This window comes from Allobosea sp. GW821-FHT12C12 (assembly GCF_058807355.1).
In genome coordinates this window covers 32,019-54,444 of sequence record NZ_JBXAQP010000007.1, presented here as the reverse complement: position 1 = coordinate 54,444, position 22,426 = coordinate 32,019, and the positions used below count along the sequence as shown (strand labels likewise).

21 protein-coding genes and 1 tRNA gene are annotated in these 22,426 nt (G+C 68.1%); 9 read left to right on the top strand and 13 right to left on the bottom strand.

All coding sequences use genetic code 11. The annotated features are described in order from the left end of the window. Positions 1 to 5 precede the first annotated feature (5 nt). The 7 genes from AC1RRW_RS11840 to AC1RRW_RS11810 form a co-directional block, all read right to left on the bottom strand. A complete protein-coding gene (locus tag AC1RRW_RS11840) occupies positions 6 to 1,988 on the bottom strand; it encodes a methyl-accepting chemotaxis protein (RefSeq protein WP_492900964.1) in 1,983 nt (660 codons plus the stop codon). A 75-nt stretch (positions 1,989 to 2,063) separates the two neighbouring features. Next, complete coding sequence (locus tag AC1RRW_RS11835; RefSeq protein ID WP_492900962.1) at positions 2,064 to 2,573, bottom strand: chemotaxis protein CheW; 510 nt, start codon at positions 2,571 to 2,573, stop codon at positions 2,064 to 2,066. 2 nt (positions 2,574 to 2,575) lie between these two features. Continuing rightward, the gene (locus AC1RRW_RS11830; protein WP_492900961.1) at positions 2,576 to 4,924 is read right to left on the bottom strand and encodes a chemotaxis protein CheA; all 2,349 of its coding nucleotides are present in this window, start codon (positions 4,922 to 4,924) and stop codon (positions 2,576 to 2,578) included. A 9-nt stretch (positions 4,925 to 4,933) separates the two neighbouring features. Then, positions 4,934 to 5,293 carry a response regulator gene (locus AC1RRW_RS11825; protein ID WP_492900960.1) on the bottom strand — a complete coding sequence of 120 codons (360 nt, stop codon included), beginning with the start codon at positions 5,291 to 5,293 and terminating at the stop codon, positions 4,934 to 4,936. Between the two features lie 5 nt (positions 5,294 to 5,298). Further along, entirely contained in the window at positions 5,299 to 5,595 is a 297-nt protein-coding gene (locus AC1RRW_RS11820; RefSeq protein WP_492900958.1) for an STAS domain-containing protein, read from the bottom strand. A gap of 143 nt (positions 5,596 to 5,738) precedes the next feature. Next, on the bottom strand, positions 5,739 to 6,206 hold the full coding sequence (locus AC1RRW_RS11815; RefSeq protein WP_492900957.1) for a response regulator: 468 nt from the start codon (positions 6,204 to 6,206) through the stop codon (positions 5,739 to 5,741). A 110-nt stretch (positions 6,207 to 6,316) separates the two neighbouring features. Beyond that, complete coding sequence (locus AC1RRW_RS11810; RefSeq protein WP_492900956.1) at positions 6,317 to 7,771, bottom strand: methyl-accepting chemotaxis protein; 1,455 nt, start codon at positions 7,769 to 7,771, stop codon at positions 6,317 to 6,319. A 458-nt stretch (positions 7,772 to 8,229) separates the two neighbouring features. Here AC1RRW_RS11810 and AC1RRW_RS11805 point away from each other — a divergent pair, with 458 nt between their 5' ends. Further along, positions 8,230 to 8,976, top strand: a complete 747-nt coding sequence (locus tag AC1RRW_RS11805) for a superoxide dismutase (RefSeq protein ID WP_492900955.1) — start codon at positions 8,230 to 8,232, stop codon at positions 8,974 to 8,976. An 80-nt stretch (positions 8,977 to 9,056) separates the two neighbouring features. On the opposite strand, the gene hpxZ is transcribed toward AC1RRW_RS11805, so the two are convergent. Continuing rightward, complete coding sequence (gene hpxZ / locus AC1RRW_RS11800) at positions 9,057 to 9,437, bottom strand: oxalurate catabolism protein HpxZ (protein ID WP_492900954.1); 381 nt, start codon at positions 9,435 to 9,437, stop codon at positions 9,057 to 9,059. Positions 9,438 to 9,676: 239 nt separating this feature from the next. On the opposite strand from hpxZ, the gene AC1RRW_RS11795 reads away from it, so the two are divergent. From AC1RRW_RS11795 to AC1RRW_RS11785, 3 genes are all read left to right on the top strand, one after another. Beyond that, positions 9,677 to 10,705 (top strand): amino acid ABC transporter substrate-binding protein, encoded by a 1,029-nt coding sequence (locus tag AC1RRW_RS11795; RefSeq protein WP_492901139.1) that lies wholly within the window; start codon positions 9,677 to 9,679, stop codon positions 10,703 to 10,705. A gap of 171 nt (positions 10,706 to 10,876) precedes the next feature. Continuing rightward, positions 10,877 to 12,040 (top strand): amino acid ABC transporter permease, encoded by a 1,164-nt coding sequence (locus AC1RRW_RS11790; protein WP_492900952.1) that lies wholly within the window; start codon positions 10,877 to 10,879, stop codon positions 12,038 to 12,040. Continuing rightward, positions 12,037 to 13,071, top strand: coding sequence for an amino acid ABC transporter permease (locus tag AC1RRW_RS11785; protein ID WP_492900951.1), 1,035 nt, complete (start codon positions 12,037 to 12,039; stop codon positions 13,069 to 13,071). The genes AC1RRW_RS11790 and AC1RRW_RS11785 overlap by 4 nt, the downstream gene beginning before the upstream one ends. 4 nt (positions 13,072 to 13,075) lie before the next feature. Here the strand turns inward: AC1RRW_RS11785 and AC1RRW_RS11780 are convergent, their stop codons facing one another. Further along, complete coding sequence (locus AC1RRW_RS11780; protein ID WP_492900949.1) at positions 13,076 to 13,774, bottom strand: FadR/GntR family transcriptional regulator; 699 nt, start codon at positions 13,772 to 13,774, stop codon at positions 13,076 to 13,078. A gap of 227 nt (positions 13,775 to 14,001) precedes the next feature. Between AC1RRW_RS11780 and AC1RRW_RS11775 the strand changes: the two genes are divergently transcribed. The 5 genes from AC1RRW_RS11775 (at position 14,002) to AC1RRW_RS11755 (ending at position 18,318) form a co-directional block, all read left to right on the top strand. Further along, a complete protein-coding gene (locus tag AC1RRW_RS11775) occupies positions 14,002 to 14,997 on the top strand; it encodes an ABC transporter substrate-binding protein (protein ID WP_492900948.1) in 996 nt (331 codons plus the stop codon). A 171-nt stretch (positions 14,998 to 15,168) separates the two neighbouring features. Then, positions 15,169 to 15,987 (top strand): ABC transporter permease, encoded by an 819-nt coding sequence (locus AC1RRW_RS11770; protein WP_492900946.1) that lies wholly within the window; start codon positions 15,169 to 15,171, stop codon positions 15,985 to 15,987. Between the two features lie 14 nt (positions 15,988 to 16,001). After that, a complete protein-coding gene (locus tag AC1RRW_RS11765; RefSeq protein ID WP_492901138.1) occupies positions 16,002 to 16,802 on the top strand; it encodes an ABC transporter ATP-binding protein in 801 nt (266 codons plus the stop codon). Between the two features lie 5 nt (positions 16,803 to 16,807). Further along, entirely contained in the window at positions 16,808 to 17,560 is a 753-nt protein-coding gene (locus AC1RRW_RS11760; RefSeq protein ID WP_492900945.1) for an ABC transporter permease, read from the top strand. A gap of 53 nt (positions 17,561 to 17,613) precedes the next feature. Then, positions 17,614 to 18,318, top strand: coding sequence for a fumarylacetoacetate hydrolase family protein (locus tag AC1RRW_RS11755; protein WP_492900944.1), 705 nt, complete (start codon positions 17,614 to 17,616; stop codon positions 18,316 to 18,318). Positions 18,319 to 18,334: 16 nt separating this feature from the next. Here AC1RRW_RS11755 and AC1RRW_RS11750 read toward each other — a convergent pair. From AC1RRW_RS11750 to AC1RRW_RS11735, 4 genes are all read right to left on the bottom strand, one after another. Then, positions 18,335 to 18,410 (bottom strand) — tRNA-Ile (locus AC1RRW_RS11750). Between the two features lie 124 nt (positions 18,411 to 18,534). After that, positions 18,535 to 19,188 (bottom strand): ferric reductase-like transmembrane domain-containing protein, encoded by a 654-nt coding sequence (locus AC1RRW_RS11745; RefSeq protein ID WP_492900943.1) that lies wholly within the window; start codon positions 19,186 to 19,188, stop codon positions 18,535 to 18,537. Continuing rightward, on the bottom strand, positions 19,169 to 19,702 hold the full coding sequence (locus AC1RRW_RS11740; protein WP_492900942.1) for a peptidase associated/transthyretin-like domain-containing protein: 534 nt from the start codon (positions 19,700 to 19,702) through the stop codon (positions 19,169 to 19,171). The genes AC1RRW_RS11745 and AC1RRW_RS11740 overlap by 20 nt, the downstream gene beginning before the upstream one ends. Positions 19,703 to 19,986: 284 nt before the next feature. After that, positions 19,987 to 22,398: a methyl-accepting chemotaxis protein gene (locus AC1RRW_RS11735; RefSeq protein ID WP_492900941.1), complete on the bottom strand. Its 2,412-nt coding sequence runs from the start codon at positions 22,396 to 22,398 to the stop codon at positions 19,987 to 19,989. Between the last annotated feature and the right edge of the window lie 28 nt (positions 22,399 to 22,426).

Below are 22,426 nucleotides of genomic sequence, written 5' to 3'. Positions count from 1 at the left end.
CGCGATCAGAACTCCGCCCAGTCATCGGCGCGCCCGCCGCCAGCAGCGCGGCGACGCAGGCTGGACCGGCTCGCAGCCGGCTCGTTTGAAGCAGGCTGCGGCCGGCGCGGGACCTGAGCGGCGGCGGGACGGGTCTTTTCGGCAAGAACGGTCTGCGCGAGGCGCTGCAGCCGGGCCGGCTCCATCATGGTCAGGCTCGGGCCGGCCGCGTCCGTGCGGAAGAACGCGACCAGCGAACGCAAGCGTGCGATCTCGTCCATCAGTTCGGTGGCCGAGGTCGCGCTCTGCTCGGCCAACGCCGAGTTCTGTTGCGTCGTCTCGTCCATATGGGCGACCGTCTGGCTCATCTCCTCGATGCCGTGGGCCTGCTCGGCCGCGGCCGACGAGATCTCGGCGACGGTGGCGGAGACCTTGCCGGCCGCCGCGACGATGCGCTCCAGCGCCGCGCCGGTCGAACGCACGAAGCGGACGCCCTCGCCGACCTGCTCGTTCGAGGAGACGATCAGTCCCTTGATGTCCTTGGCCGCCTGGGCCGAGCGCTGCGCCAGCGCGCGCACCTCCGAGGCGACGACGGCGAAGCCCTTGCCCGCGTCGCCGGCGCGGGCCGCCTCGACGGCGGCGTTCAGCGCCAGAAGATTGGTCTGGAAGGCGATCTCGTCGATGACGCCGACGATCTCGGAAATCCGGGCGGACGAGGTCTCGATCCGCTCGATCGCGCCGACCGCCTGGACCACGACCGCCTGGCCGTCGCTCGCGACGCCCATCGCCTCGCCGGCGAGTTCCGTCGCCTCGCGCGAGCGCACGGCGCTGTGCTTGACCGAGGCCGCGAGCTGTTCGGTGGTGGCGGCGGTCTCCTCGAGATTGGTCGCGGTTTCCTCGGTGCGCGCGGCGAGATCGCCGGCGCCCTGGCTGATCTCGCCGGCGGCGCGAGCGACGTTGCCGGCGCTCGACTGGATGGTCGTGACCGTCTCGCCGAGATGACTGAGGGTCCCGTTGAGGTTCTGCTTGAGCTCGGCGAAAAGCCCGCGATAGTCGCCCTGCATGCGCCGCGTCAGGTCGCCCTCGCTGAGGCCCCCGAGCGCGCCGGCGAATTCGCCGAGCGCCTGCTCGACCAGGCCATTGATGCGGTTCATGCCGTCGGCGATCTGGGCCAATGCCTCGGGCTTGCCGGCGAGCGGCACGCGCCGCGAGAAATCGCCCTCGACGGCGGCGCTCACGACGGCTGCGACCTCGGCCGCGGCCGCGAGCTCATCGGTCAGTTCGAGCCATTCGACGGCGGTGCCGAGCCGCTCGCCGGCAGCGCCCGCGATCGGGCACAGCGACAGCGAGACGGTGCGGCGCCCGAGCGCGAAGCGCACGGCGCGGGCATCGCCGCCGACGGCCGCCGGTTCGCGCTGGACGGCGTCGATCACCCTGCCGAGCATGTCCTTGGCCGAGCAGCCCGGAAAGGCGAGGCGGAAATCCTCCTGCGCCTCGGCGAAGAACTTCAGCAGCGACTTGTTGACGTAGACGACGCGGTTTTGCGCATCGCAGACCATGATCTTGGTGCGGCAATCGTCGAGGGCGGCGCGGATGCGGGCGGCCTCGATCCCGGTTTCATGGACGCTCTTCAGCGCGCGCGCGAGGTCGCCGATCTCGTCGGCCCGCGTCAGCCCGGGAATCTCGCACGGCTCGCCCTGGGCCAGCCGCCCGAGCGCATGGTTCATCGCACCGAGCGGCCTGTGGACCGAGCGCGCCACCAGCCAGCCGATCCCGGCAATGGTGCAGAGCGCGCCGCCGCCCATGGCCAGCATCTGCGGCAGGGCGGAGCCGAGCAGCGCATCGGCCTCGGCCGCGCCGAGCTTGCCCTGCGCCACGAGGCCGCCGAGCCGGCTCGCCGCGATCGCATAGGCGATCGCCGCCACGGACCCCCCCGCGGCCGCGGCCGCGCCCGCGAACATCAGCGGCAGCCTGACCGACAATCTGGCAAAGGGATCCTGGCTGCGCATGTCGTTGGCGTTTCTTTCTTGGCGCGATATCCGTCTCGACCGTGACAGGGGGCTTCCCGCCCCCTTCGGCGGCCTTCAGTTCGCCCGCGCGGCCTTGACCATGGCCGGATCGACGCCGCCGTCGCGGATCACCGCGCCGAGGTCGAGCAGCGCCACGATGTCGGTGTCGAGCAGGACGAGACCCTCGATCAGGCCGTGCTCGTCGCGCTCCAGATCCGGCGCGGGCCGGACCGCGCTGACCGGCACGTCGACGATGTCGGACACCGAATCGACCAGTAGGCCGGCGACCTTGTCCTCGATGTCGACGACGACGATGACATGGGTCGCGGTCGCCTCGGTCTGGCCGAGGCCGATCGAGGTGCGCAGGTCGTAGACCGCGAGGATGACGCCGCGCAGGTTCAGCACGCCGCGCACATGCGGGGCGGCATGCGGCAGCGGCGTCGTCGTCTGCCAGCCCTTGATCTCGCGGACCATGCCGACATCGATGCCGAACGTCCGGTCGCCGACCTTGAAGGTGACGATGCGGCGGACGGAGGACTCCGCCTGGGCCGAGGAGAAGTGCTTTTCGCCGAGTTGAAGGGTCATGGTCATCCAGCCATTTTCAGTGCGGGAACAGGGAGACGGCCGCTGGACGCGGCGAGGCGGAGCATCGAATCGACGTCGAGGATCAGGGCGACGAGGCCGTCGCCGAGGATGGTGGCGGCGGAGGCGCCGTTGACCGTGCCGTAATTGCCTTCGAGGCTCTTCACGACGACCTGCTGCTGGCCGACGATCTCGTCGACCGCGATGCCGACATTGTCGCCGCGCTCGGTCTCGGCGATGATGATGATGTTCTCGTTGCGCGTGCCGGTGGAGCCCATCACCGCGCCGAGACGGTGCAGCGGCGTGACCTCGCCGCGCCAGCGCAGCACCTCCTGGCCGAAGGTGAGGTGCTCGATCGGCGTCGAGGCGAGATGCTGCGTCTCGATCACCGAGGCGATCGGGATGACGTAGCGGTCGTCGCCGCAGCGGATGACCATGCCTTCGAGCACCGCGAGCGTCAGCGGCAGGGCGAGCGTGAACTTGCAACCGCGGCCGGGTTCGGAATCGACCGAGATGCGGCCGCCGAGCGATTCGACGTTGCGGCGCACGACGTCCATGCCGACGCCGCGGCCCGAGACGTCGCTGACCACCTCGGCCGTCGAGAGGCCGGCTGCGAAGATCAGCTGGTCGATCTCCTCGGGCGCGAGCTTCTCGTCCTGGCCGACGAGGCCGCGCGAGCGCGCCTTGGCGAGCAGCCTGTCGCGGCCGATGCCGCGCCCGTCATCGGTGACGGAGATCACGATGCGGCCGGCGCGATGCTCGGCTACGAGCTTGATCACGCCCTCGGGCGGCTTGCCGGCGGCGATGCGGTCGTCCGGCGTCTCCAGCCCGTGATCCATCGAGTTGCGGATCATATGGGTGAGCGGATCGGCGAGTTCCTCGATGATCGTCTTGTCGACCTCGGTGTTCTCGCCCTCGAGCACGAGGCGGACCTCCTTGCCGAGCGTCTGGGCGAGCTCGCGCACCAGACGCGGCATGCGCTGGAACACGGCCTTCACCGGCTGCGCGCGCACCGCCATGACGTGGTCCTGCAGCTCGCGCGTCTGGCGCGACAGGGTCAGGATGCCCTCGGCGGTCTTGGCGTAGATGTCGTAGGGCAGCGAGCGGACGCATTCGACCAGCATCGACTGGGTGATGACGATCTCGCCGACGAGGTTCATCAGCTTGTCGATGCGGTCGAGATCGACGCGCACGCTGACGGCCTGGCGCTGGCGCGCCGCGGCGGCGTCGTTGGCCGGAGCGCGGGCGGGCGCGCGCGCGACCGGCGCGGCCTCGACGGGCGCAGCCGCGACCGGAACGGGCGCAGGCGCCACGACAACGGGCTTGGGCGCGATCTCGGGTTCGGGCGCGACGGCCGTCGCCGGGCCGAGCCTGGCCAGGATCGCCGACAGGTCGGCCGCGACATTGGCCGAGACTTCCGACGACGCCGCCAGGGCGACGGCGGCGGCCGTCGGCACGGGGGCGGGCGCATCGTCGTTCGCGGCCTCGACCGTCACGGTCTCGATCTCGAACTCCTCGGCCGCGAGCGTGAAGTCGAAGCGGCTGTAGATTTCCTCGACCGAGAGTTCGGTGCGCAGCATCACGGTGAAGCGCATGAAGCAATCGCTGACGTCGAGCGTCTCGAGCGACGGCACCTGGCTCAGGTCGCAGGTCACCGAGACGATGTCGTCGGCCGGCAGCGAACCGAGCACGACGCGCGGCTCGATCACGCGGCGGAACAGGTCGCTCTCGGGGCGGATCTTCAGGCAGATGTCATGGCCGGCCTTTGCGGGCGCAGCCTTGGCGGCCGCCGGCTCGTCGTCCCAGCCGGAATCGGCCGTCGCGGGCGGCGCGACGCCGGTCTTGGCTTCGACCATGGCGAGCAGGTTGCCGAGCGCGGCGATGCCGGGAGGCGCGTCGGAGGCGGCAGCGGCGGGCGCTGCCGGGGCAGTGGCCGGCGCCGCCGCTGCGGGAGCCGGGGCGGCCGCAGGCTGTGGCGCCTGGCCGACCTGCTCGAGCGCGGCCAGGAGGTCGGGGCGCGGCCTTGCCGGTTCGTCGTTGCGGGCGGCGGAGACCAGATCGGCGACCGCGTCCGAGCAGCGCAGGAACAGCGAGAACGGTGCATCCTCGATCGCGACACGGCCGGAACGGAGATGGTCGAGCGAGGCCTCGAAGACATGCGCGAACGACACCAGTTCGGTGCAGCCGAACGCGCCCGCGCCACCCTTGATCGAGTGGATCGCCCGGAAGGCGGCGTTGACGTCCTCTGGATCGGTCGAGCCCTCGTCGAGCGCCTGGAGCTTCATCTCCAGCGCGCCGAGAAGCTCCTCGCACTCCTGGAAGAAGGTCTGCTTGAGTTCAGCCAACGGATCCATGGGGCCGCCTCAGTTCTGGTAGCGCGCGACGAGGCCGAGCAGCGTATTGGGCTCGAAAGGCTTGACCATCCAGGCGCTGGCGCCGGCGCGGCGGCCTTCCGCCTTGATCTCCGCTCCGTTCTCCGTGGTCAGCACGATGATCGGCGTGTTCTGGCCGGCGGGCCTCGCCCGGCAGGCGCGGGTGAACTCGATGCCGTCCATGATCGGCATGTTCAGGTCGGTGATGACGACATCGGGCTTGAACTTGTCGAACTGGGCGAGCCCCTCCTCGCCGTTCTCGGCGGAAGCGACCTCGTGGCCGGCGTTCTTCAGCGTCAGGCAGAGCAGGCTGAGCAGGGTCTTGGTGTCGTCGATGGCCAGGATTTTCATCCGTATCACTCCAGAACGAGAGCGCTGTGAGCGGGATCGAACCCGATCGCCTGCAAGGATTGGCGGCATTCCGCCGAGGCCGCCTTCAGCGAGACCGAGAGGCCCTTGGCCTTCGCGCTGGCGGCGGCTGAATGGAGAAGCTGGATCCAGAGGCTCGGCAACGGCCCGGCCTCGGCGCATTCGACGCTGACGCTTTCCTTCTGCTCCAGCGCGACGAGCAGCTGGTTGCGGAAGGCCGCGGCCTCGGAGCGGCCCAGGAACGGCGGTAGGGAGACTGTGATGACCACGGCTGCGCGACCCATGAATGCTTCGCAGACGATCGCGCCAGAATGGTAAAAATTTCGCTAAGCCGTTCTCGGCCCGTCAACCTTTTGGGCGTTTCCGCAGCGGAATTGCGTCCTGGGGCTTTGGCTTCGGCTTGTGTCCGGAACGCTGCGCGCCCCGCTCAGAACATGCTGTTGCTGATCGCGCGCGGCACCAGCGAGATGCTGCCGCCGACTTCCTTGTATTTGCGCGGCACGTTGATCACGCCCGACAGATGGACCCAGAGATTGTTCGGCGAGATCGGCTTGGTGATGATCTCGTGCGCGCCGAGCTTGGCGGCATGGACGACCGAGCGCCGGTCCGGTCGCTCCATCATGACCAGCACCGGCGCCTTGGCGAAGGGCGAGGTCTTGAAGGAGCGCATCGAGGCCAGGCACTTCGTGCTGCCGGAATCGGGCAGGTCCCAGTCGAGAATGACGATATTGGGCTGTTTCTGGATGAACGTCGTCGCGGCCGATGCCAGGTCCGACGCCTCGAAGATGCGATGCAGTTGCGCCTGATAGAGCATCGTGCGGATGATCCGCCGGTAGTGCGGGCTGGGATCGATCAGCAGAACCGAGAGGTTCGGGAAGGATGGCGCGATATGCATGGCGCTTGATCGACCGGCTCACTCAACGCGACGAAACACACGAAAGGCACGACGGAATACATACAGGCGACGCGCAGGCGGGCGGGCCAAGGGCCGCGTCCTGTCTGCGCTCAGGTCTTCAGGCCGAAGCGGAAACCACCCCAGTGCCGGCCCTTGACCATGATCGGGGCCGACAGGTCTTCCATCACCAGGAACTGGCCGCCGCCCATGTCGCGGCGATAGGTCTGCAGCAGGAACGGCTTGCGGTTGCGCGCGGCCGCCAGGCCGGTGCGATCGTCGAAGATGCGCCGGTTGCGGCAGTTGGCGTTGTTCCAGACCGGATCGCGGCCCTGAGGCTGCGAGTACTTCCGGTTATGCGTCGGCAGGAAGCCGTTGCGGTCCACCGCCGCGCAGAAGACGATGCGGCCGTTGGTCGACAGGAGCTCTTCCTGGATCGGCGGCAGCAGCCGGTCGGTCAGCGCGACGAAGCGCGTCATGTGCTGGATCGGGTCCGAGCCCTCGACAGGCCGGTAGGCGTCGTCGAACAGGTCGCCCATCGCGATCTCGCCGCGCGCCAGCGCCTGCTCGAACAGCCCGCCGATCGTCGCGGCCGTCTCCATCGCGGTCGCGATCAGCTCGGACTGCGCGGTCCGCACGCCCGACGCGGCGATGGAGCCCAGGATCGCCTCGCTGATCGAGACCAGTTGGTCGGTGCGCTGCGAGGCGCGCTCCAGATTGACGCTGGAGGCGTCGACGCCGGCGACGAGCCCGCGCAGATCCTTGCCGACCTCGGCGAAGGCGACGGCGTTCTCGCGGGTCGGCGCCGAGATCGCGTCGATATTGCCGATCAGCCCGACGACCGACTTGCCGAAGGAATCGAGTTCGCCGAGCTGCAGCGCGATGCCCTGGCTCTGCTCGCTGGCGCGCCGCGCCGTCTCGGCGTTCTCCTGACTCTTATGCGCCAGCAGGTCCACGGCCTTGACCAGCGCGTCGAGCTGCCTGGCGCCGAGCGTCGTCGCCTCGCGGGTCTGCTCGGCGAGCTGCTTCACCGCCGCCGCGATCACGGCGAAACCTTTTCCAGCCGCGCCGCTGCGGGCGGCCTCCACGCCGGCATTGATCGAGAGCAGCTGGATTTCGCGGGTGATCGACTGGATCGCGTCGCTGGAGGCGCGCGCCTTGTGCGCCTCGCCGACGGCCTCGGCGAGCGCCGAGGCCAATGTCGCCGCGCCCTGCGTCAGCGCCTCGATGTCGGACTGCGCCACGTTGAGCCCGACCTTGACCGCGTCGGTGACGCGGGCGAGCCCGCTGCGGACCACGGAGGCCGTCTGCTGCGCGCCCTCGGCCGCCTGCTCGATCGAACGGTTGGCGAGCGAAACCTGCTCGACCGCGACGACGAGCCGGTGCAGCCCGTCGGTCTGGCCTTCGAGCTGACGCGTGACGTCGCCGATGCTGCCGGAGATATCGGTAATCTCCGCGCCGAGCTTGCCGAAACGCTCGGCGATCTCCCGCACCGCACGCGCAGCGCCCGCCTCGGCCGGCATGTCTTCGTTGGCGGGCTCGGGCGCCTTGACGGCGTGCGCTTGCATGATGGCGGGCTTCCGAAGGCTATGGGCAAGCTAACTCTAGGCAAAACGCGGTAAACCCGCGGTTAATGAGACGGATCGCGCAAGAAAGGACGTTTCGCGCAGCTCGAGGCTGCGCACGCAAGGTATCGCCGGACGGCAGCAGGATCGCGCCGGAGGCGGCCACGATCGGCACGAGGCCGAGCCAGTCGCTGACGAGCGGCCGTTCCCCCAGCATCGGCAGGACAGGCCGAGCAGCGGAACAAGGAGATGCGGGCGCGATTGTGCCGGCGCGTGATTATGCCGCGACGCCGCGCCGTCATGCGAAACCGGGCGCTACATCGCACCTGCTCTGCATCACGCCGATCGTCGCCGACGAAAAAATCGTCGCCTTCGCATCGAGCCGATGCATCCGCGGTCGCGCCGTGCGATTACCGCAACGGTAACGCCGGCGCATACGCCGCCGCCCCTCGGAGGATGTCATGACGAACGCGACTTCGTTTTCCCGCCGCTCGCTGATCGGATTCGGCGCGGCCGCCATCGCGGTCTCGGCCGCGCCGAAGGTCTGGGCCCAGGCTGCCGCGCCCGCGCCGGCCGCCGGCCCCTTCTCGCTGCCCAAGCGCGCCTACGAGGCCGCCGCGCTCGAGCCCCATATCGACGCGACAACGATGGATATCCACTACAGCCGCCATCACGCCGCCTTCGTCGCCGGACTGAACGGCGTCGCCAAGGACCATGGCGTCGTGGCCTCGACCCCGCTCAACAAGCTCCTCGGCGACCTCATGTCGGTGCCGGAGGCCGTGCGCACCCCGGTCCGCAACGCCGGCGGCGGCCATGCCAACCACACCATGTTCTGGGAGGTGATGGGCCCGAACGCCGGCGGCGCGCCGACCGGCGACGTCGCGGCCGCGATCACCAAGGACCTCGGCGGCTTCGACAAGTTCAAGGCCGATTTCGAGGCGGCGGGCCTGCGCGTCTTCGGCTCCGGCTGGGTCTTCGTCACGGTCGCCAGCGACGGCAAGCTCGCGCTGATCACCAAGCCCGGCCAGGACAACCCGCTGATGGACAAGCAGATGCCGCTCTTCGGCAACGATGTCTGGGAGCACGCCTATTACCTGAAATACCAGAACCGTCGCGCCGACTATCTCAAAAGCTGGTGGAACACGGTCAACTGGGCCAAGGTCAACGAGCGCTATGCCGCCGCCAAGGCCGGCAAGCTGACGGTCTAGGCTCGGATTGCATGAATTTGATCGCGCCCGGCCGTGAGGCCGGGCGTTTGCATTTCGGGGCTTGGTCGCGGACAGCCGGTCTATTCGGCGATCACGCTGACATGCGCGGCGGCCACCCGCCAGCCTTCGGGGAACTTGATCCAGCTCTGGCTCTGTCGCCCGACCCGTCCGGCCATGCTGTCGCGCCGGAACAACGTGTTAGCGGTGGCGAAAGCATCGCCATAGGTCGTGATCACCGTGCGTTCGATCGTGCGCGTGACCCCGACCGGCGAGCGCGCCGCGCGAAAGGCCGCGATCTCGGCATAGCCGTAAAGATTCTCTGCCACGCCGTAGCGCACCGTCTCCGGCGCATTCCTGAACAGCGTGTCCAGCACCGCGACGTCGTTCGTCGTCAGCGCCTTCTCATAGGCCGCGAAGGCGGCCTCGACTTCGGCGAGCACCGCGGGATCGTTGATTTTCATGATGATCCTTCGAACCTTTGCCATTCCGGGGTTTCGCAGACCGAAGAACCCGGAACCGACGACCGGGTCAACACGGGAAGCCATCGCGAGCGCGCCGCATTTGCCCGGTTGAGCGGTCCAAAGCCATAGAGCCGTCGCTCCTGCCAGGATCGAGCGACGGAGACTGTTTCTCCCAACGCGGCTGTTGCATAGTCGCGGCCGGGAAGCGCAACGCCGCTTCGGGATTCGGGGAGCACACGATCATGAAGACAGTTTTCGCGGCGGCCGTCCTGGTCGCGACCGCCTCTGCCGCCGGAGCCCAGCAGCTCGCGCCGAGCCCGACGCTCGACGCCATCAAGGCGCGCGGCAACATCGAATGCGGCGTGCATCTGGGCCTGCCGGGCTTCTCCTTCGCCGACGACAAGGGCGAGTGGACCGGGCTCGACGTCGATTATTGCCGGGCGCTCGCCGCGGCCGTGCTGGGCGACGCCAGGAAGGTCAAGTTCACGCCGACCTCGGTGCAGCAGCGTTGGCCGATCCTGCAATCGGGCCAGGTCGACCTGCTCTCGCGCAACTCGACCATCACCTTCTCGCGCAACGCCACGCTCGGCCTGAACTTCCAGGGCATCAACTTCTACGAGGGCCAGACCTTCATCGTCCGCAAGGCGACCAACGCGAAGTCGGCTGCCGATCTCGACGGCGCCTCGGTCTGCGTCGCCGCCGGCTCGACCGAGGAGAAGAACGCCTCCGACTGGTTCCGCGAGCGCAACCTCAAGGTCACCATCACCAACTTCCAGAAGAACGACGACGCGATCACGGCCTATGATTCCGGCCGCTGCGACGCCTATACCGCCGGCGTCGGCGCGCTCGCCGGCCAGCGCGTCAAGCTCAAGGTCCCCGGCGACCACATCATCCTGACCCAGCCGATCTCGAACGATCCGCAGGGCCCGGTGACGCGCTGGGGCGACGATCGCTGGCAGACCATCGTGCGCTGGGTGCTGAACGGCCAGATCGCCGCCGAGGCGCTCGGCGTCACCGCCGCCAATGTCGACGAGATGAAGGCGAACTCGAAGAACGCCGAGGTCCGCCGCCTGCTCGGCGCCGAGGGTGGTTTCGGAGCGATGCTCGGCCTGTCCAACGACTGGATGTACAACGCCATCAAGCAGGTCGGGAACTATGGCGAAAGCTATGAGCGCACCGTCGGCATGGGCTCGACCCTGAAGCTGGAACGCGGCCAGAACCAGCTGTGGACCAAGGGTGGGCTCCTGTTCACGCCGCCCTTCCAGTGAGAGCGGTCGCTCTGTCATTCCGGGGCATGCCGCAGGCATGAACCCGGAACCCCACGACCGGGTCGTTCGGCGGGTAACCGTTTCAAGCACTCACCCGGTCGCGGGTTCCGGGTTCTTCGCTGCGCGAAGCCCCGGAACGACATGAAGTTCGTTGGATCGAGCCGGCCCATCGTGACCAAAGCCATCGCCCTCATCAACGACAAGCGCGTCCGCGACTGGATCTACCAGGCCGCGGTCGTGGTCGGGCTCGTCGGCCTGACCGTGTTCTTCGTGCGCAACGCCTCGGAGAACATGGTCAAGGCCGGCATCGCCTCGGGCTTCGACTTCCTCTGGCGCACCTCGGGCATCGACGTGCCCTTCGTCCTGACCAGCTACACCCAGGCCGACAGCATCTTCCGCCTGTTCTGGGCCGGCGTCGCCAACACCATGCTGGTGACCGTGATCGCGATCGTGCTGGCGACCGCGCTCGGCTTCGTGCTCGGCATCGCGCGGCTCTCCTCGCACTGGCTGCTCTCGACCATCGCCGGGGCCTATATCGAGTTCGTCCGCAACATCCCGCTGCTGTTCTTCGTGCTGTTCTGGTATTTCGGCGTCATCGCCGCCCTGCCCGCCCCGCGCGACAGCGTGAATCTCCTAGGCATCGCCTTCCTCAACAATCGCGGTCTGACGATCCCGCTGCCCGATGCGCCGGGCAATTTCCAGTGGGCGCTCGGCGCGATCCTGCTGGCGGCGCTCGTCCACTGGCTCTTCCTGCGCTGGGCGCGCCGACGCCAGGCGCTGACCGGCCGGTCGCCGCCGGTCATCCGCGTCGGCATCGTCCTCATCGTGATCGTGCCGGTCATCGCCATCGCCTGGGCGAGCCTCGCGACGCGCTGGGATGTCCCCGTGCTGCGCGGCTTCAACTATCGCGGCGGCTTCGTCGTCATCCCGGAATTCGTGGCGCTGCTGGCGGCGCTCGTCACCTACACCGCCGGCTTCATCGCCGAGATCGTGCGCGGCGGCATTCAGGCCGTGCCGCACGGTCAGATCGAGGCGGCCTCCGCGCTCGGCCTCCAGCGCGGGAAGATCCTGCGCCTCGTCACCATCCCGCAGGCGCTGCGGGTGATGATCCCGCCGATGACGAACCAGTATCTCAACGTGCTGAAGAACTCGTCCTTCGGGGCGGCGATCGCCTATCCAGACGTGGTTAGCCTGTTCATGGGCTCGGCGCTGAACAACACCGGCCAGGCGATCGAGATCATCGCGATGACGCTCGCGGTCTATCTCGTCATCGGGCTCGCGGTCTCCGCCTTCATGAACTGGTACAATGCCCGCATCGCGCTGGTGACGCGATGAACGCCGCGAGCCTTACCCTCTGGCGTCACCGCCTCTTCGCCACGCCTGCGACCGCGGCCGGCACGCTGGTCATCGGGCTCGCCCTCGCCTGGATCACAGTCCCGATGATCCGCTGGGCGCTGATCGACGCGACCTGGACCGGCACGACCCGCAACGATTGCGCACCGGGCGGGGCCTGCTGGGTCTTCGTCAAGGCCCGTTTCGGCCAGTTCATGTACGGGCTCTATCCGCCGGACCAGCGCTGGCGCGTCGACCTGACCGGCATCGCGTTCGCGCTGTCGGGCGCCGCGATCATCCTCGCGCCGAAGCGCTTCAAGCTGAAGCTCGGCATCGCCGCGCTGGTCGTGCTGCCTCCACTCGGCATCTGGCTGCTCGCCGGCGGCTACGGCCTGCGCCCCATCGAGACCCGCGAATGGGGCGGGCTGATGCTGACCCTGTTCATCTCGGTCTATGCCAGCCTGATCGCGATCCCGCTCGGCATCCTGTTCGCGCTCGGGCGGCAGTCGAACCTGCGCGTCATCCGCCTCGTCAGCGTCATCTTCATCGAGTTCTGGCGCGGCGTGCCGATCATCGCGGTGATCTTCCTCGCCTCGCTGCTCTTGCCGCTGATCCTGCCGGGCGGCATCGGCGTCGACCGGCTGGCGCGGGCCGTGATCGGGCTCGGCCTCGTCATCGCCGCCTATATGGCCGAGGCCGTGCGCGGCGGACTTCAAGCCCTGCCGGCCGGCCAGCGCGAGGCCGCGACCGCGCTCGGCCTGACCTACTGGAAGGCGACGGGGCTGATCGTGCTGCCCCAGGCCCTGCGCATCTCGCTGCCGGCAATGACCAACGAGTTCATCGCGCTGGTCAAGAACACGACGCTGGTGCTCGTCGTCTCGATCCTCGATCTGCTCGGCATCGCCCAGGCCTCGCTCGCCGACCCGGCCTGGGTCGGCATGAACATGGAGGCCTATGTCTTCTCCGGCGGCATCTACTGGCTGATCTGCTTTGCGCTCTCGCGCTGGAGCCGCGGGCTGGAGCGGCGGCGCTGACCGCTCAAGGCTGGCGGCCGATCAGCCGGTCCTCGACGTTCTGGAGGTGCCGGCGCATGCCATCGGCCGCGACCGCGGCCTCGCGATGGGCGATGGCGTCGACGATGCGCTCATGGTCGGCGAAGCTGTGATGATCGGCGGGCGGCCTGAGATGGCTCGGGCGCGGCCGGCCCCAGGTCACGGCCCGCCGCACCGCGTTCAGCGTCTCCAGCAGCGCGAGCAGGATCGGGTTGTGCGCGGCTTCCGCGATCTGGTGGTGGAAGCGCGCGTCGTAGGCCTCGTATTCGCGCCAGGTTCCGGCCGCGCGGCAGGCGGCGTTCAGCTCCGCCAGCGTCGCGATCTCCATCGCCGTGGCGCTGATCGCCGCGAGCCGGGCGAGTTCCGGTTCGAGGCCGATGCGCGCCCGCATCACCTGCAGAGGGTTGCTGCGCTCGGCGAGGTCGGCGATGTCGAGGAGCTGCGGCGGGCGCGGGCCGATGAAGGTGCCCTTCCCCACCTGTCGCCAGAGCCGCCCCTCGCGCTCCAGCACGGCGAGGCTGCGGCGCAGTTCGGTGCGCTTGACGCCGAGCAGTTCGGCGAGCTCGCGCTCGGGCGGCAGCCGCCCGTCATCGGGCAGTTCGGCGGCGGCGAGATAGCCCGAGAGCTGCGTCAGCACGCCCGACATGGCGAGCGAGGGGGAGGCGTCGACTTGTCTGTCCAGCATGCGTGACCGGGCCCAACCGAGAACGATCCTTGATTTCACGGATTTGCGGCGATTGCAACCATTCAAGGATTGGTTGGCGCGATTTGGCGGATTCTGTCGATTTTGGTGCGCTGCAACGCGCATTTTCGGCCTTGACAGGATCAATAGGCGCTCTGACAGTGGCCAAAATCGAATTGGTTGCGACCATAAGCGGCAATGAACAAGAACGCTCTGGGAGGAGCATTGAAATGAAAGCGCCAGGAAGAAGGCTGTCCACAGCTCTGTACGCCGTCGCGATCGCCGCCGCCTTGTCGGCGGGATCCATGGTCGCGCAGGCGCAGGAGAAGATCCGCATCGCGCTCGGCGACGTGCTCTCGACCGAGACGCTGTCGATGATCATCGCGCTGGAGCGCGCCAGGGAGAAAGGCGTCGACTATCAGGTCACGCATTTCGCCAAGGAGGACCTCGCGATCCAGGCCGTGATCAACGGCCAGGCCGATCTCGGCATCGGCACGCCCTACGCCGTGGTGCAGAAGAGCAAGGCCCCGCTGCGCATCCTCTTCCAGGGCACGAGGCTGGTCTTCTTCCCCGTCGTCGACAAGTCCTACAAGAGCTGGAAGGACATGAACGGCCAGCCGATCGCCTTCCATGCCCGCGCCACCGGCACCGAGGCGATCGGCAACATCATCGCCAAGCGCGAGGGCATCCAGTTCGGCGACCGCTCCTATGTGCCGGGCTCCGAGAACCGGATCATCGGCATGATGAAGGGGCAGATCAAGGCGACGATCGTCGATCTCGCCAACAAGAATCTGCTGCTGGAGAAGGCCGGCGACCGCTTCCATGTCCTGCCGGGCGTCTCGCAGCCGGCGTCGGACGAAACGCTGTTCGGGCAGATCGACTGGATCAAGAAGAACGAGGCCAAGGTCGACATCGTCGTCACCGAGTTCATGCGGCTGTGGGCCGAGATGGCCGCAAATCCGGCGGTGATCGAGCAGGAGCGCGCCAAGCGCAAGCTGATGGCCGACCAGCCCAAGGAGGTGCTGGAAGGCATAACCAGGTTCTACACCATGGCGACCAAGGAAGGCATCTTTGCGCCGGGTGGCGGCAACGCCGAGGTCGCGGCGGCCGATTTCGAGTTCTATGTCGAGGCCGGCCAGATGCAGGGCCCGGCCAAGGACCTCAAGGTCGAGGACTTCTGGTATCTCGCGCCGCTCGACCGCGCCCGCAAGGCGCTCGGCAGCTGAAGCAATGTCGATTTCGCTCGGAAGCACCGCCGTCACCCCGGGCTTGACCAGGGATCCGTCATCGAGCGCCGTCCTGCCCTATGATGGATCCCGGATCGGCGCCGCTTCGCGGCTTGTCCGGGACGACGGGGTTTGTCTTCCGGCCGCCTTTCGCACCGAGTGAGGCTTCCCTTGCAGACCTCCGAACTCGCTCCCGCCTTGCCGACGCTGCGCCGGACGCCCGCGCGCAACTGGCGCGACCTCGCTGTCCATCCGCTCGCGCTGCGGCTGGTCTCGTTCTCGATCGCTCTGGCGCTCTGGGAATATGCCGGCCGGATTCCGCTCAGTCCGGCCTTCCCGACCTTTATCGAAACGCTCGCGGGCCTGAAGAGCCTGGTCGTCGACGGCAGCCTGTTCAAGGCCTTCCTGATCACGCTCTATCCGCTCGTCATCGGACTGGCCGTCTCGGTCGTGCTCGGCGTCTCGCTCGGCGTGCTGATGGGTTTGCACGAGCCGTCCGAATGGCTGATCGCGCCGCTGTTCATCATCGCGCAGGCCGCGCCGCTCGCCGCGCTGATCCCGATCCTGACCTTCGCCTACGGCATCGGCCTGACCGCCAAGATCATGACCGTCTGCATCATGGCGATGCCGGTGATCGTGCTGAACACGCTCGGCGCGGTGCGCAACACGCCGCAATCGCTGCTGGAGATGAGCCGGTCCTTCCTCGCCACGCGCAGCCAGTCCATACGCCGCGTCATCCTGCCGGCGGCGAGCCCGATGATCTTCGCAGGCCTCCGGCTCGGCTGCGCCGCCGCCTTCATCGGCGTCATCCTCGCCGAACTGCTGATCACGCCGACCGGCATCGGCGACCTGATCTCCTACAACCAGTCGGTCGCCGACTACCCTAAGATGTATGCGGCGATCCTCTCGATCATCCTGTTCTCGGTGCTGTTCATCGAGGCGCTGGAGCGGATCGAACTCACGCTGTTTCGACCGGAGGTACGCGCATGAACGCCGGCCAAGCCATGGTTTCGCCGCTCGAGGCGAAGGGCCCCGCGCCGATCGCGACGCGTCCTGTCGTCGAGGTCCGCAACGTCTCGAAAACCTATCCCGGCGGCGTCGAGGCGCTGAGCGGCATCTCGCTCGATTTTCCCGAGGGTAAGCTGACGACGCTGCTCGGCCCTTCCGGCTGCGGCAAGACGACCTTGCTCAAGATCATCGCCGGGCTGATCCCGCATAGCGGCGGTCAGGTTCTAGTCGACGGCAGGGAGGTCGCGGGACCGGGGCCGGAGCGGGCCTTCGTCTTCCAGGATTTCGCGCTGATGCCCTGGGCCAGCGTGATGCGCAACGTCGCCTTCGGGCTCGAGTTGCGCGGCGTCGCCCGCTCCGAGCGCGAGGCCGCGGCCGAGCGCCACATCGCCCGCGTCGGACTGAAAGGCTTCGAGCAGAAATTCCCGCACGAACTCTCCGGCGGCATGCGCCAGCGCGTGGGGCTGGCCCGCGCGCTGGCGGTCGACGCCAAGGTCGTGCTGATGGACGAGCCCTTCTCGGCCGTCGACGAGCAGACGCGGCGCAAGTTCCAGGAGGAGCTGCTCGAACTCGTCGCCAACGAGGGCAAGAGCTTCATCTTCGTGACGCATTCGATCGAGGAGGCGGTCTACGTCTCCGACCGGATCGCGCTGCTGTCGCGCCGGCCGAGCCGCGTCTCGGCGATCATCGAGCCGAAGATCTCGCGCGAGGGCGACCCCGAGAAGATCAGGCGCGATTCAGGCTACCTCGATGTCGTCGAGGAGATCTGGCAGCAGCTCAAGCATTATCTGGATTGATCGCCATGGTGATTTCGGGCTTCCGCCTGCCGATGGCGGCCGCGCTTCTGGTCTGGGCCGTGCTCTGGGAGATCGCCGGCCGCACCGACGCCGGCTTCATCCTGCCGCCGCTCTCGCGCATCGTCTGGCGCGTCTTCGAGATCGTGCCGACGGCGTCCTTCCTGGAAGCGCTGCTGATCACGGGGCGCAGCTTCATCCTCGGCAACCTGATCGCGATCGGCGCCGGCGTTCCGCTCGGCATCCTGATGGGTCGCTCGGTCATCGCCGACCGGCTGCTGCTGCCCTGGGTCAACCTGTTCCTCTCGGCCCCGCTCAGCGCGCTGGTGCCGGTCATCATGGTGCTGTTCGGGCTCGGCGAGACCACGATCGTGCTGACCGTCGTGCTGTTCTCGGTATGGATCATCGTCCTCAACACCCGCGCCGGCGTGCGCGGCATCTCGCCATCCCTGGTCGAGATGGCGCGCAGCTTCGGGGCCAACCCATGGCAGGCCTTCGGCAAGATCTATCTCTGGGCGGCGCTGCCCGAGATCCTGGCCGGAATCCGGCTCGGCATGATCCGCGCCGTCAAGGGCGTCGTCATCGGGCAATTGCTGGTCTCGGTCGTCGGCTTCGGCACCCTCTTCGAGATCTACCAGTCGCATTTCCTGATGGAGCACTTCTGGGCGCTGCTTCTGGTGCTCTTCGCCTTCGCCTTCACCCTCAACGAGGGGCTGGCGCGGCTCGAACGCAGCGTCGGCTACTACGCCGCCTCGCGCTGAGCGCTTTTCACCCTTCACCACCACCGGCCTGAGCCAATAGAGGACCCGACACCATGAATATCGCCACGCCCCAGAGCCATGTCGTCCAGGCTCCCGCGCCCGTCTCGGTGTCCGTGAAGGGGACGCAGAACCGCTTTCCGATCCACCGGATCTACTGCGTCGGCCGCAACTACGCCGCCCACACCATCGAGATGGGCGGCGACCCCAATCGCGAGGCGCCGTTCTTTTTCCAGAAGAACCCCGACAGCGTCGTCCTGGACGACGGCGACTTCCCCTATCCGCCGCGCAGCAGCAACGTCCATCACGAGATCGAACTGGTCGTGGCGCTGGCCAAGGGCGGCAAGGATATCCCGATCGAGCGCGCGCTCGACCACGTCTACGGCTATGCCGTCGGCCTCGACATGACACGGCGCGACCTGCAGGACGAGTGCAAGAAGGCGGGCCGACCCTGGGAGATCGGCAAGGCCTTCGAGCATTCGGCGCCGATGACCGAGATCGTCCCCGCGAGCACGATCGGCCACCCCGAGAACGGCGCGGTCTGGCTGAAGGTCAACGGCGAGACGCGTCAGCAGGGCGACCTCAACCACATGATCTGGAAGGTGCCGGAGATGATCTCCTACCTTTCCGGCCTGTTCGAGCTGCAGCCCGGCGACCTGATCATGTCGGGCACGCCGTCCGGCGTCGGCGCGGTCGTGCGCGGCGACGTGATGGAAGGCCATATCGAGGGCGTGGGTACGCTGACCACGAAAGTCGTCTGATCCGCTCTCGCGGCGCTGGTGGGGGCGGCAGGACTCGAACCTGCAACCAGACCGTTATGAGCGGTCGGCTCTAACCATTGAGCTACGCCCCCAGGCCCGGCTTTCGGCGCGCCGCTCGATACCACACGACCGGCGCGCAGAGCCAGCGTCGCGGCCGCGAAAAAGCGCGTCGCCACTCGGCGGCGGCGTGGGGCCGCCGGCCGGCATTCAAGGCGGCTAGCCGCGCTGAAGCCTCCGGCGGCGGCGCAAGGGCGCCAGCACGTTGACCTCGAGCGCGCCGATGGTCGTCGCCGCCATGGCGGCGATGCAGATCGCCCATTTCGAATAGGTTTCCATCGCGCCTTCGATCTGGATGGCATGCACCGCGCTGGCGCCGACGATCGCGACCGCGAGCGCGCTGTGCAGGATCCGCCAGAGCTGGTAGGAGAACCGCAATCTGCGACGGGTCGCGGCCAGCGCGGCCGTCAGCGCGAGGCACCACAGGCCGATCACGCCGTAGAGCGAGAATGGCGTCGGCGCGACCAGCAGCAGCGCGTCGGTCACGTCGTCGGGACTGTAGGCATAGAGCGCGCCGACATGCAGGGCGACCATAACGACGATCGCGATCCCGCCCCGGCGATGCCAATCGACGCCGTTTCGCAGCGACGGCAAAGACGGCGACGCCACCATCAGAAGCGGCTGCACGAAGAGCAGGCTCAGCGCCACGACACCGGCCATGCCGCCGGTGATCCAGAGAAATTCGCGCCCCTTCTGCAACGGGCTTGCGGCGGCGACGGCGACCGGCACGACCGCGATGGCCGTCATGACGATCCAGGCCGAGATTCGCCAGGCCGCGACCCGCCCGCGCCCGTCAGCTTCGGCGCGGCTCATTCGAGGCGGTCGGCGCCAGAACGAAATCGGCCGTTATGCTCTTGTCGTACCGGCTGCCCAGGACCGGGCGCAGGAACAGTGTCGCGAAGCCCGGATCGTCATAGGCGATATGGATGTGGGGCTGCCCGAACTGCGGCACGATCGGCGAAATCTCCAGCCTGTAGCGCCCGTCCTGGCCGGTCATCACGCTGCCGCGATTGCTCGGCTCGCGCTCCCCGCCCCGCTCGGTCGCGGCCCAGATCTGAACCCGGATGTTGGACAGCGGCGCGCCGGTGCCCGCCCTGCGGACCACGCCCGACGCGACGAATCCGGTCCCGAGATTCTGCACGAGCGGCGCATTGGCGATGTAGTTGTTGGCGCCGCCGGGCATGGTCGCGGTCGGCGAAAACGAGCCGCCCGCCGGCGCCTGCGCGGCGGCGGGCCCGACGAGGCGCGGCAGCCATGCCGTGGCGCCGGCCGCGGCGGCGCCGATCAGAAGCCCTCTGCGATTAGCCTGAATGAGTGTTCCGGTCATTGGCTGGTCCTCGCGATCCCTGTGACGTGAGGTGAGGTCGAGCAGGCGGCAAAGCAGCGATGCGCCTGCTCCGTCAGGCCCTCATGAACAGTCAATCTACCGAAGAGGTGCCGTCCAAGTCCACCGGCGGAGGCCGCGACGGGGGCGGAATGCGATCACCATCGCGTCATGCGCCCCGGCTCAGGCGCGCACGAGAAAAGCCAGCCTGTCGCCGACCATTCCAAAAACAGGCATGCCGCCGCTCAGCGGAGCGGCGGCATCCCGTCGATGAATTCCAACCCCGCTCAGGCGGCGCGCGCCACCATTTCGCCGTCCTCGTGCTCGGCGACATGCCCCTCGCGGAACTTGAAGCGGCCGATATGCTCGGTGAGGGCGCGGGTCTGCTCGTCGGTCAGCGCCAGCGCCGCATTGGTCTCCTCGACCAGCGCCGCGTTCTGATGCGCCATGGTGCCGATGCCGTCGATCTCGTTGCTGATCGTCGAGACGTCGTTGGCCTGGCTGCGGGCGGTGAGCGAGATGCCGTTCATCAGCCCGGTCAGGTCGTTCACGGAGGACACGATCGCCTCGAACATCGCCGACGTCTCCTCGACGAGGCCGACGCCGACCTGCACGTCGCCATGGGCGGCCTGGACGAGTTTCTTGACGTCGTTGGAGGCGTCGGCCGAGCGCTTGGCCAGGCTGCGCACCTCAGAGGCGACGACCGCGAACCCGCGCCCCGCATCGCCGGCCCGCGCCGCTTCCACCGCCGCGTTGAGCGCCAGCAGATTGGTCTGGAAGGCGATCTCGTCGATCATCGCGATGACCTCGGAGATCTTGTTGGACGAGCTTCTGATGCGCTGCATCGCTTCCAGCGCCGAGGCAACGACCTTCTCGCCCTGCTGGGCGCGAGCCTCGGCGCCCTCCGCCATGCCCATCGCCTGGGCGGCTTCGCTCGCGGTCTTCTTGACCGTCCCGGCGAAGGCGCCGAGCTGGTTCGTCGCCATCGAGACGGCGTTGCTCTCCTCGCTGGTGCGCTCGGCGAGGTCGGTGACGCCGTCGAGGATTTCCGAGGTCGCGCTGCGCACCGCCGAAACGGTGTCCGAAAGCCGCGCCAGCGTGCTCTCGAACTCGTCGGCAAGGCCGTTGGCGCCGGTCTTGAGTTCGGCGAAAGCGCCTTGGTACATCCCCTTGACACGCGTCGAAAGATGCCCGGCCGAGAGCTCGCCCAGAACCTCGCAGGTTTCGGACAGGCCTGTCTGCACGGTTTCAAGCAGCGTGTTGACCGCCTCGGCGAGCGAATTGAGCTCGGCGTCCGCGAAGGTCGCGGCGACGCGCTGGCTGAAGTCGCCGGCCGCGGCCGCGCTGACCACGGCGCCGAAGGCCGCGCCGAGCTCCTGCATCATCTCGCGGCGCTGCTCCCGGGCGCGCAGATCGTCATCGATCTTGGCGGCCTCGGCGGCGCGCAGCGCCACCGCATTGTCGCGGAAGAGCAGCACGCTCCTGGAGATGTCGGAGATCTCGTCGTTGCCCTTGGCGTCGACCACGGTTTCGAGCTGGCCGTCGGCGATCGCCCGCGTCGCCGACCAGAGCCGGTTGAGGCGGCCGACGATCATGGGGCGGACATAGAGCAGCGACAGCACCAGCGCCACCAGCAGCGAGCCGACGCCGATCGCGCCGAGCCACATCTTGCTCTGCTCGATCAGGGCCGAGGTCGAGGCGCTGGCGGCGACCGCCTCGGAGCGGGCGGATTTGACGAGCTTGTCGACCTCGGCGCGCATCGCCGCGGCCGCCTGGTCGACCTCGCGCAGGCCGGCATTGATCGCGTCCTGCGTGACAATGTCGCGCTGTCGGACCTCGACCACGCCGCTCGAGCCCTCGCCGACATCGATGACGGCGTTGATGGTGCGGGTTCGCGCGGTATTGGGCGCGATCTTGTCGGCGGCGACCATGTCCCTGCGGATGCGGATCACGACCGCGTTGAAACGCTCGCGCGCGATGCCGAGCTGGGACTTGTCGGCGATCTGCACGACCTCGCGAAGCAGGCCGATCAGCTCGTTGACCTGCGCCTCCAGCTTGCGGGCGAGGTCGAAGGCCGGGAACTCGCGCTCGTTCAGCGTCTTGAGCGAATCGTCCAGCTCGGCGCCGGTCAGCCCCTTCACGCTTTCGATGCCGAGCACGACGTTGAACTGGCGCTCGTCGGCCTCGGTGCCGACCGCCTTGACGAAGTCTTCGCGGACCTTGTTGAGCTGCTCGAGCGAGGTCGCCATCTCGGCCGCGTTGCGCAGCCTTTCTCCGGTCAGGTCGTTGATGTCGTTGATCTGGCGCGACAACTCGTCGACCGCCTTCTGGACGGGCTTCATGTCGACGCCGCCGACCTGACCCACGCGCCGGATCAGATCGAACTGCCTGGCCTCGATCGCATCGAGCTCGGAGGTCAGCTTGGCGCGCTGCTGCACGGACTGGACACTCATGAAGCGCGGCGCCAGCGCCGTCGACTGCGTCGCGGCCTGGGAGAGTTCGAGCGCAGCCTCCACGGTGGGCATCTTGCGCTCGACCATTTCGCCGACCGTCAGGTTGACGCGGTCGTAGGAGAGCCAGGCGACGGCCGACGCCACGAGCGTCAGCGTGGTCAGGACGCCGAGCGCGGCGTAGATGCGCGCGGCGATGCCGATGCGCAGCGGCGCGCGCTGGCGCGTCGGCTTCTTGGCCTTCGTCATGTTACTCTCCGGAATGCAACGCGGAAGA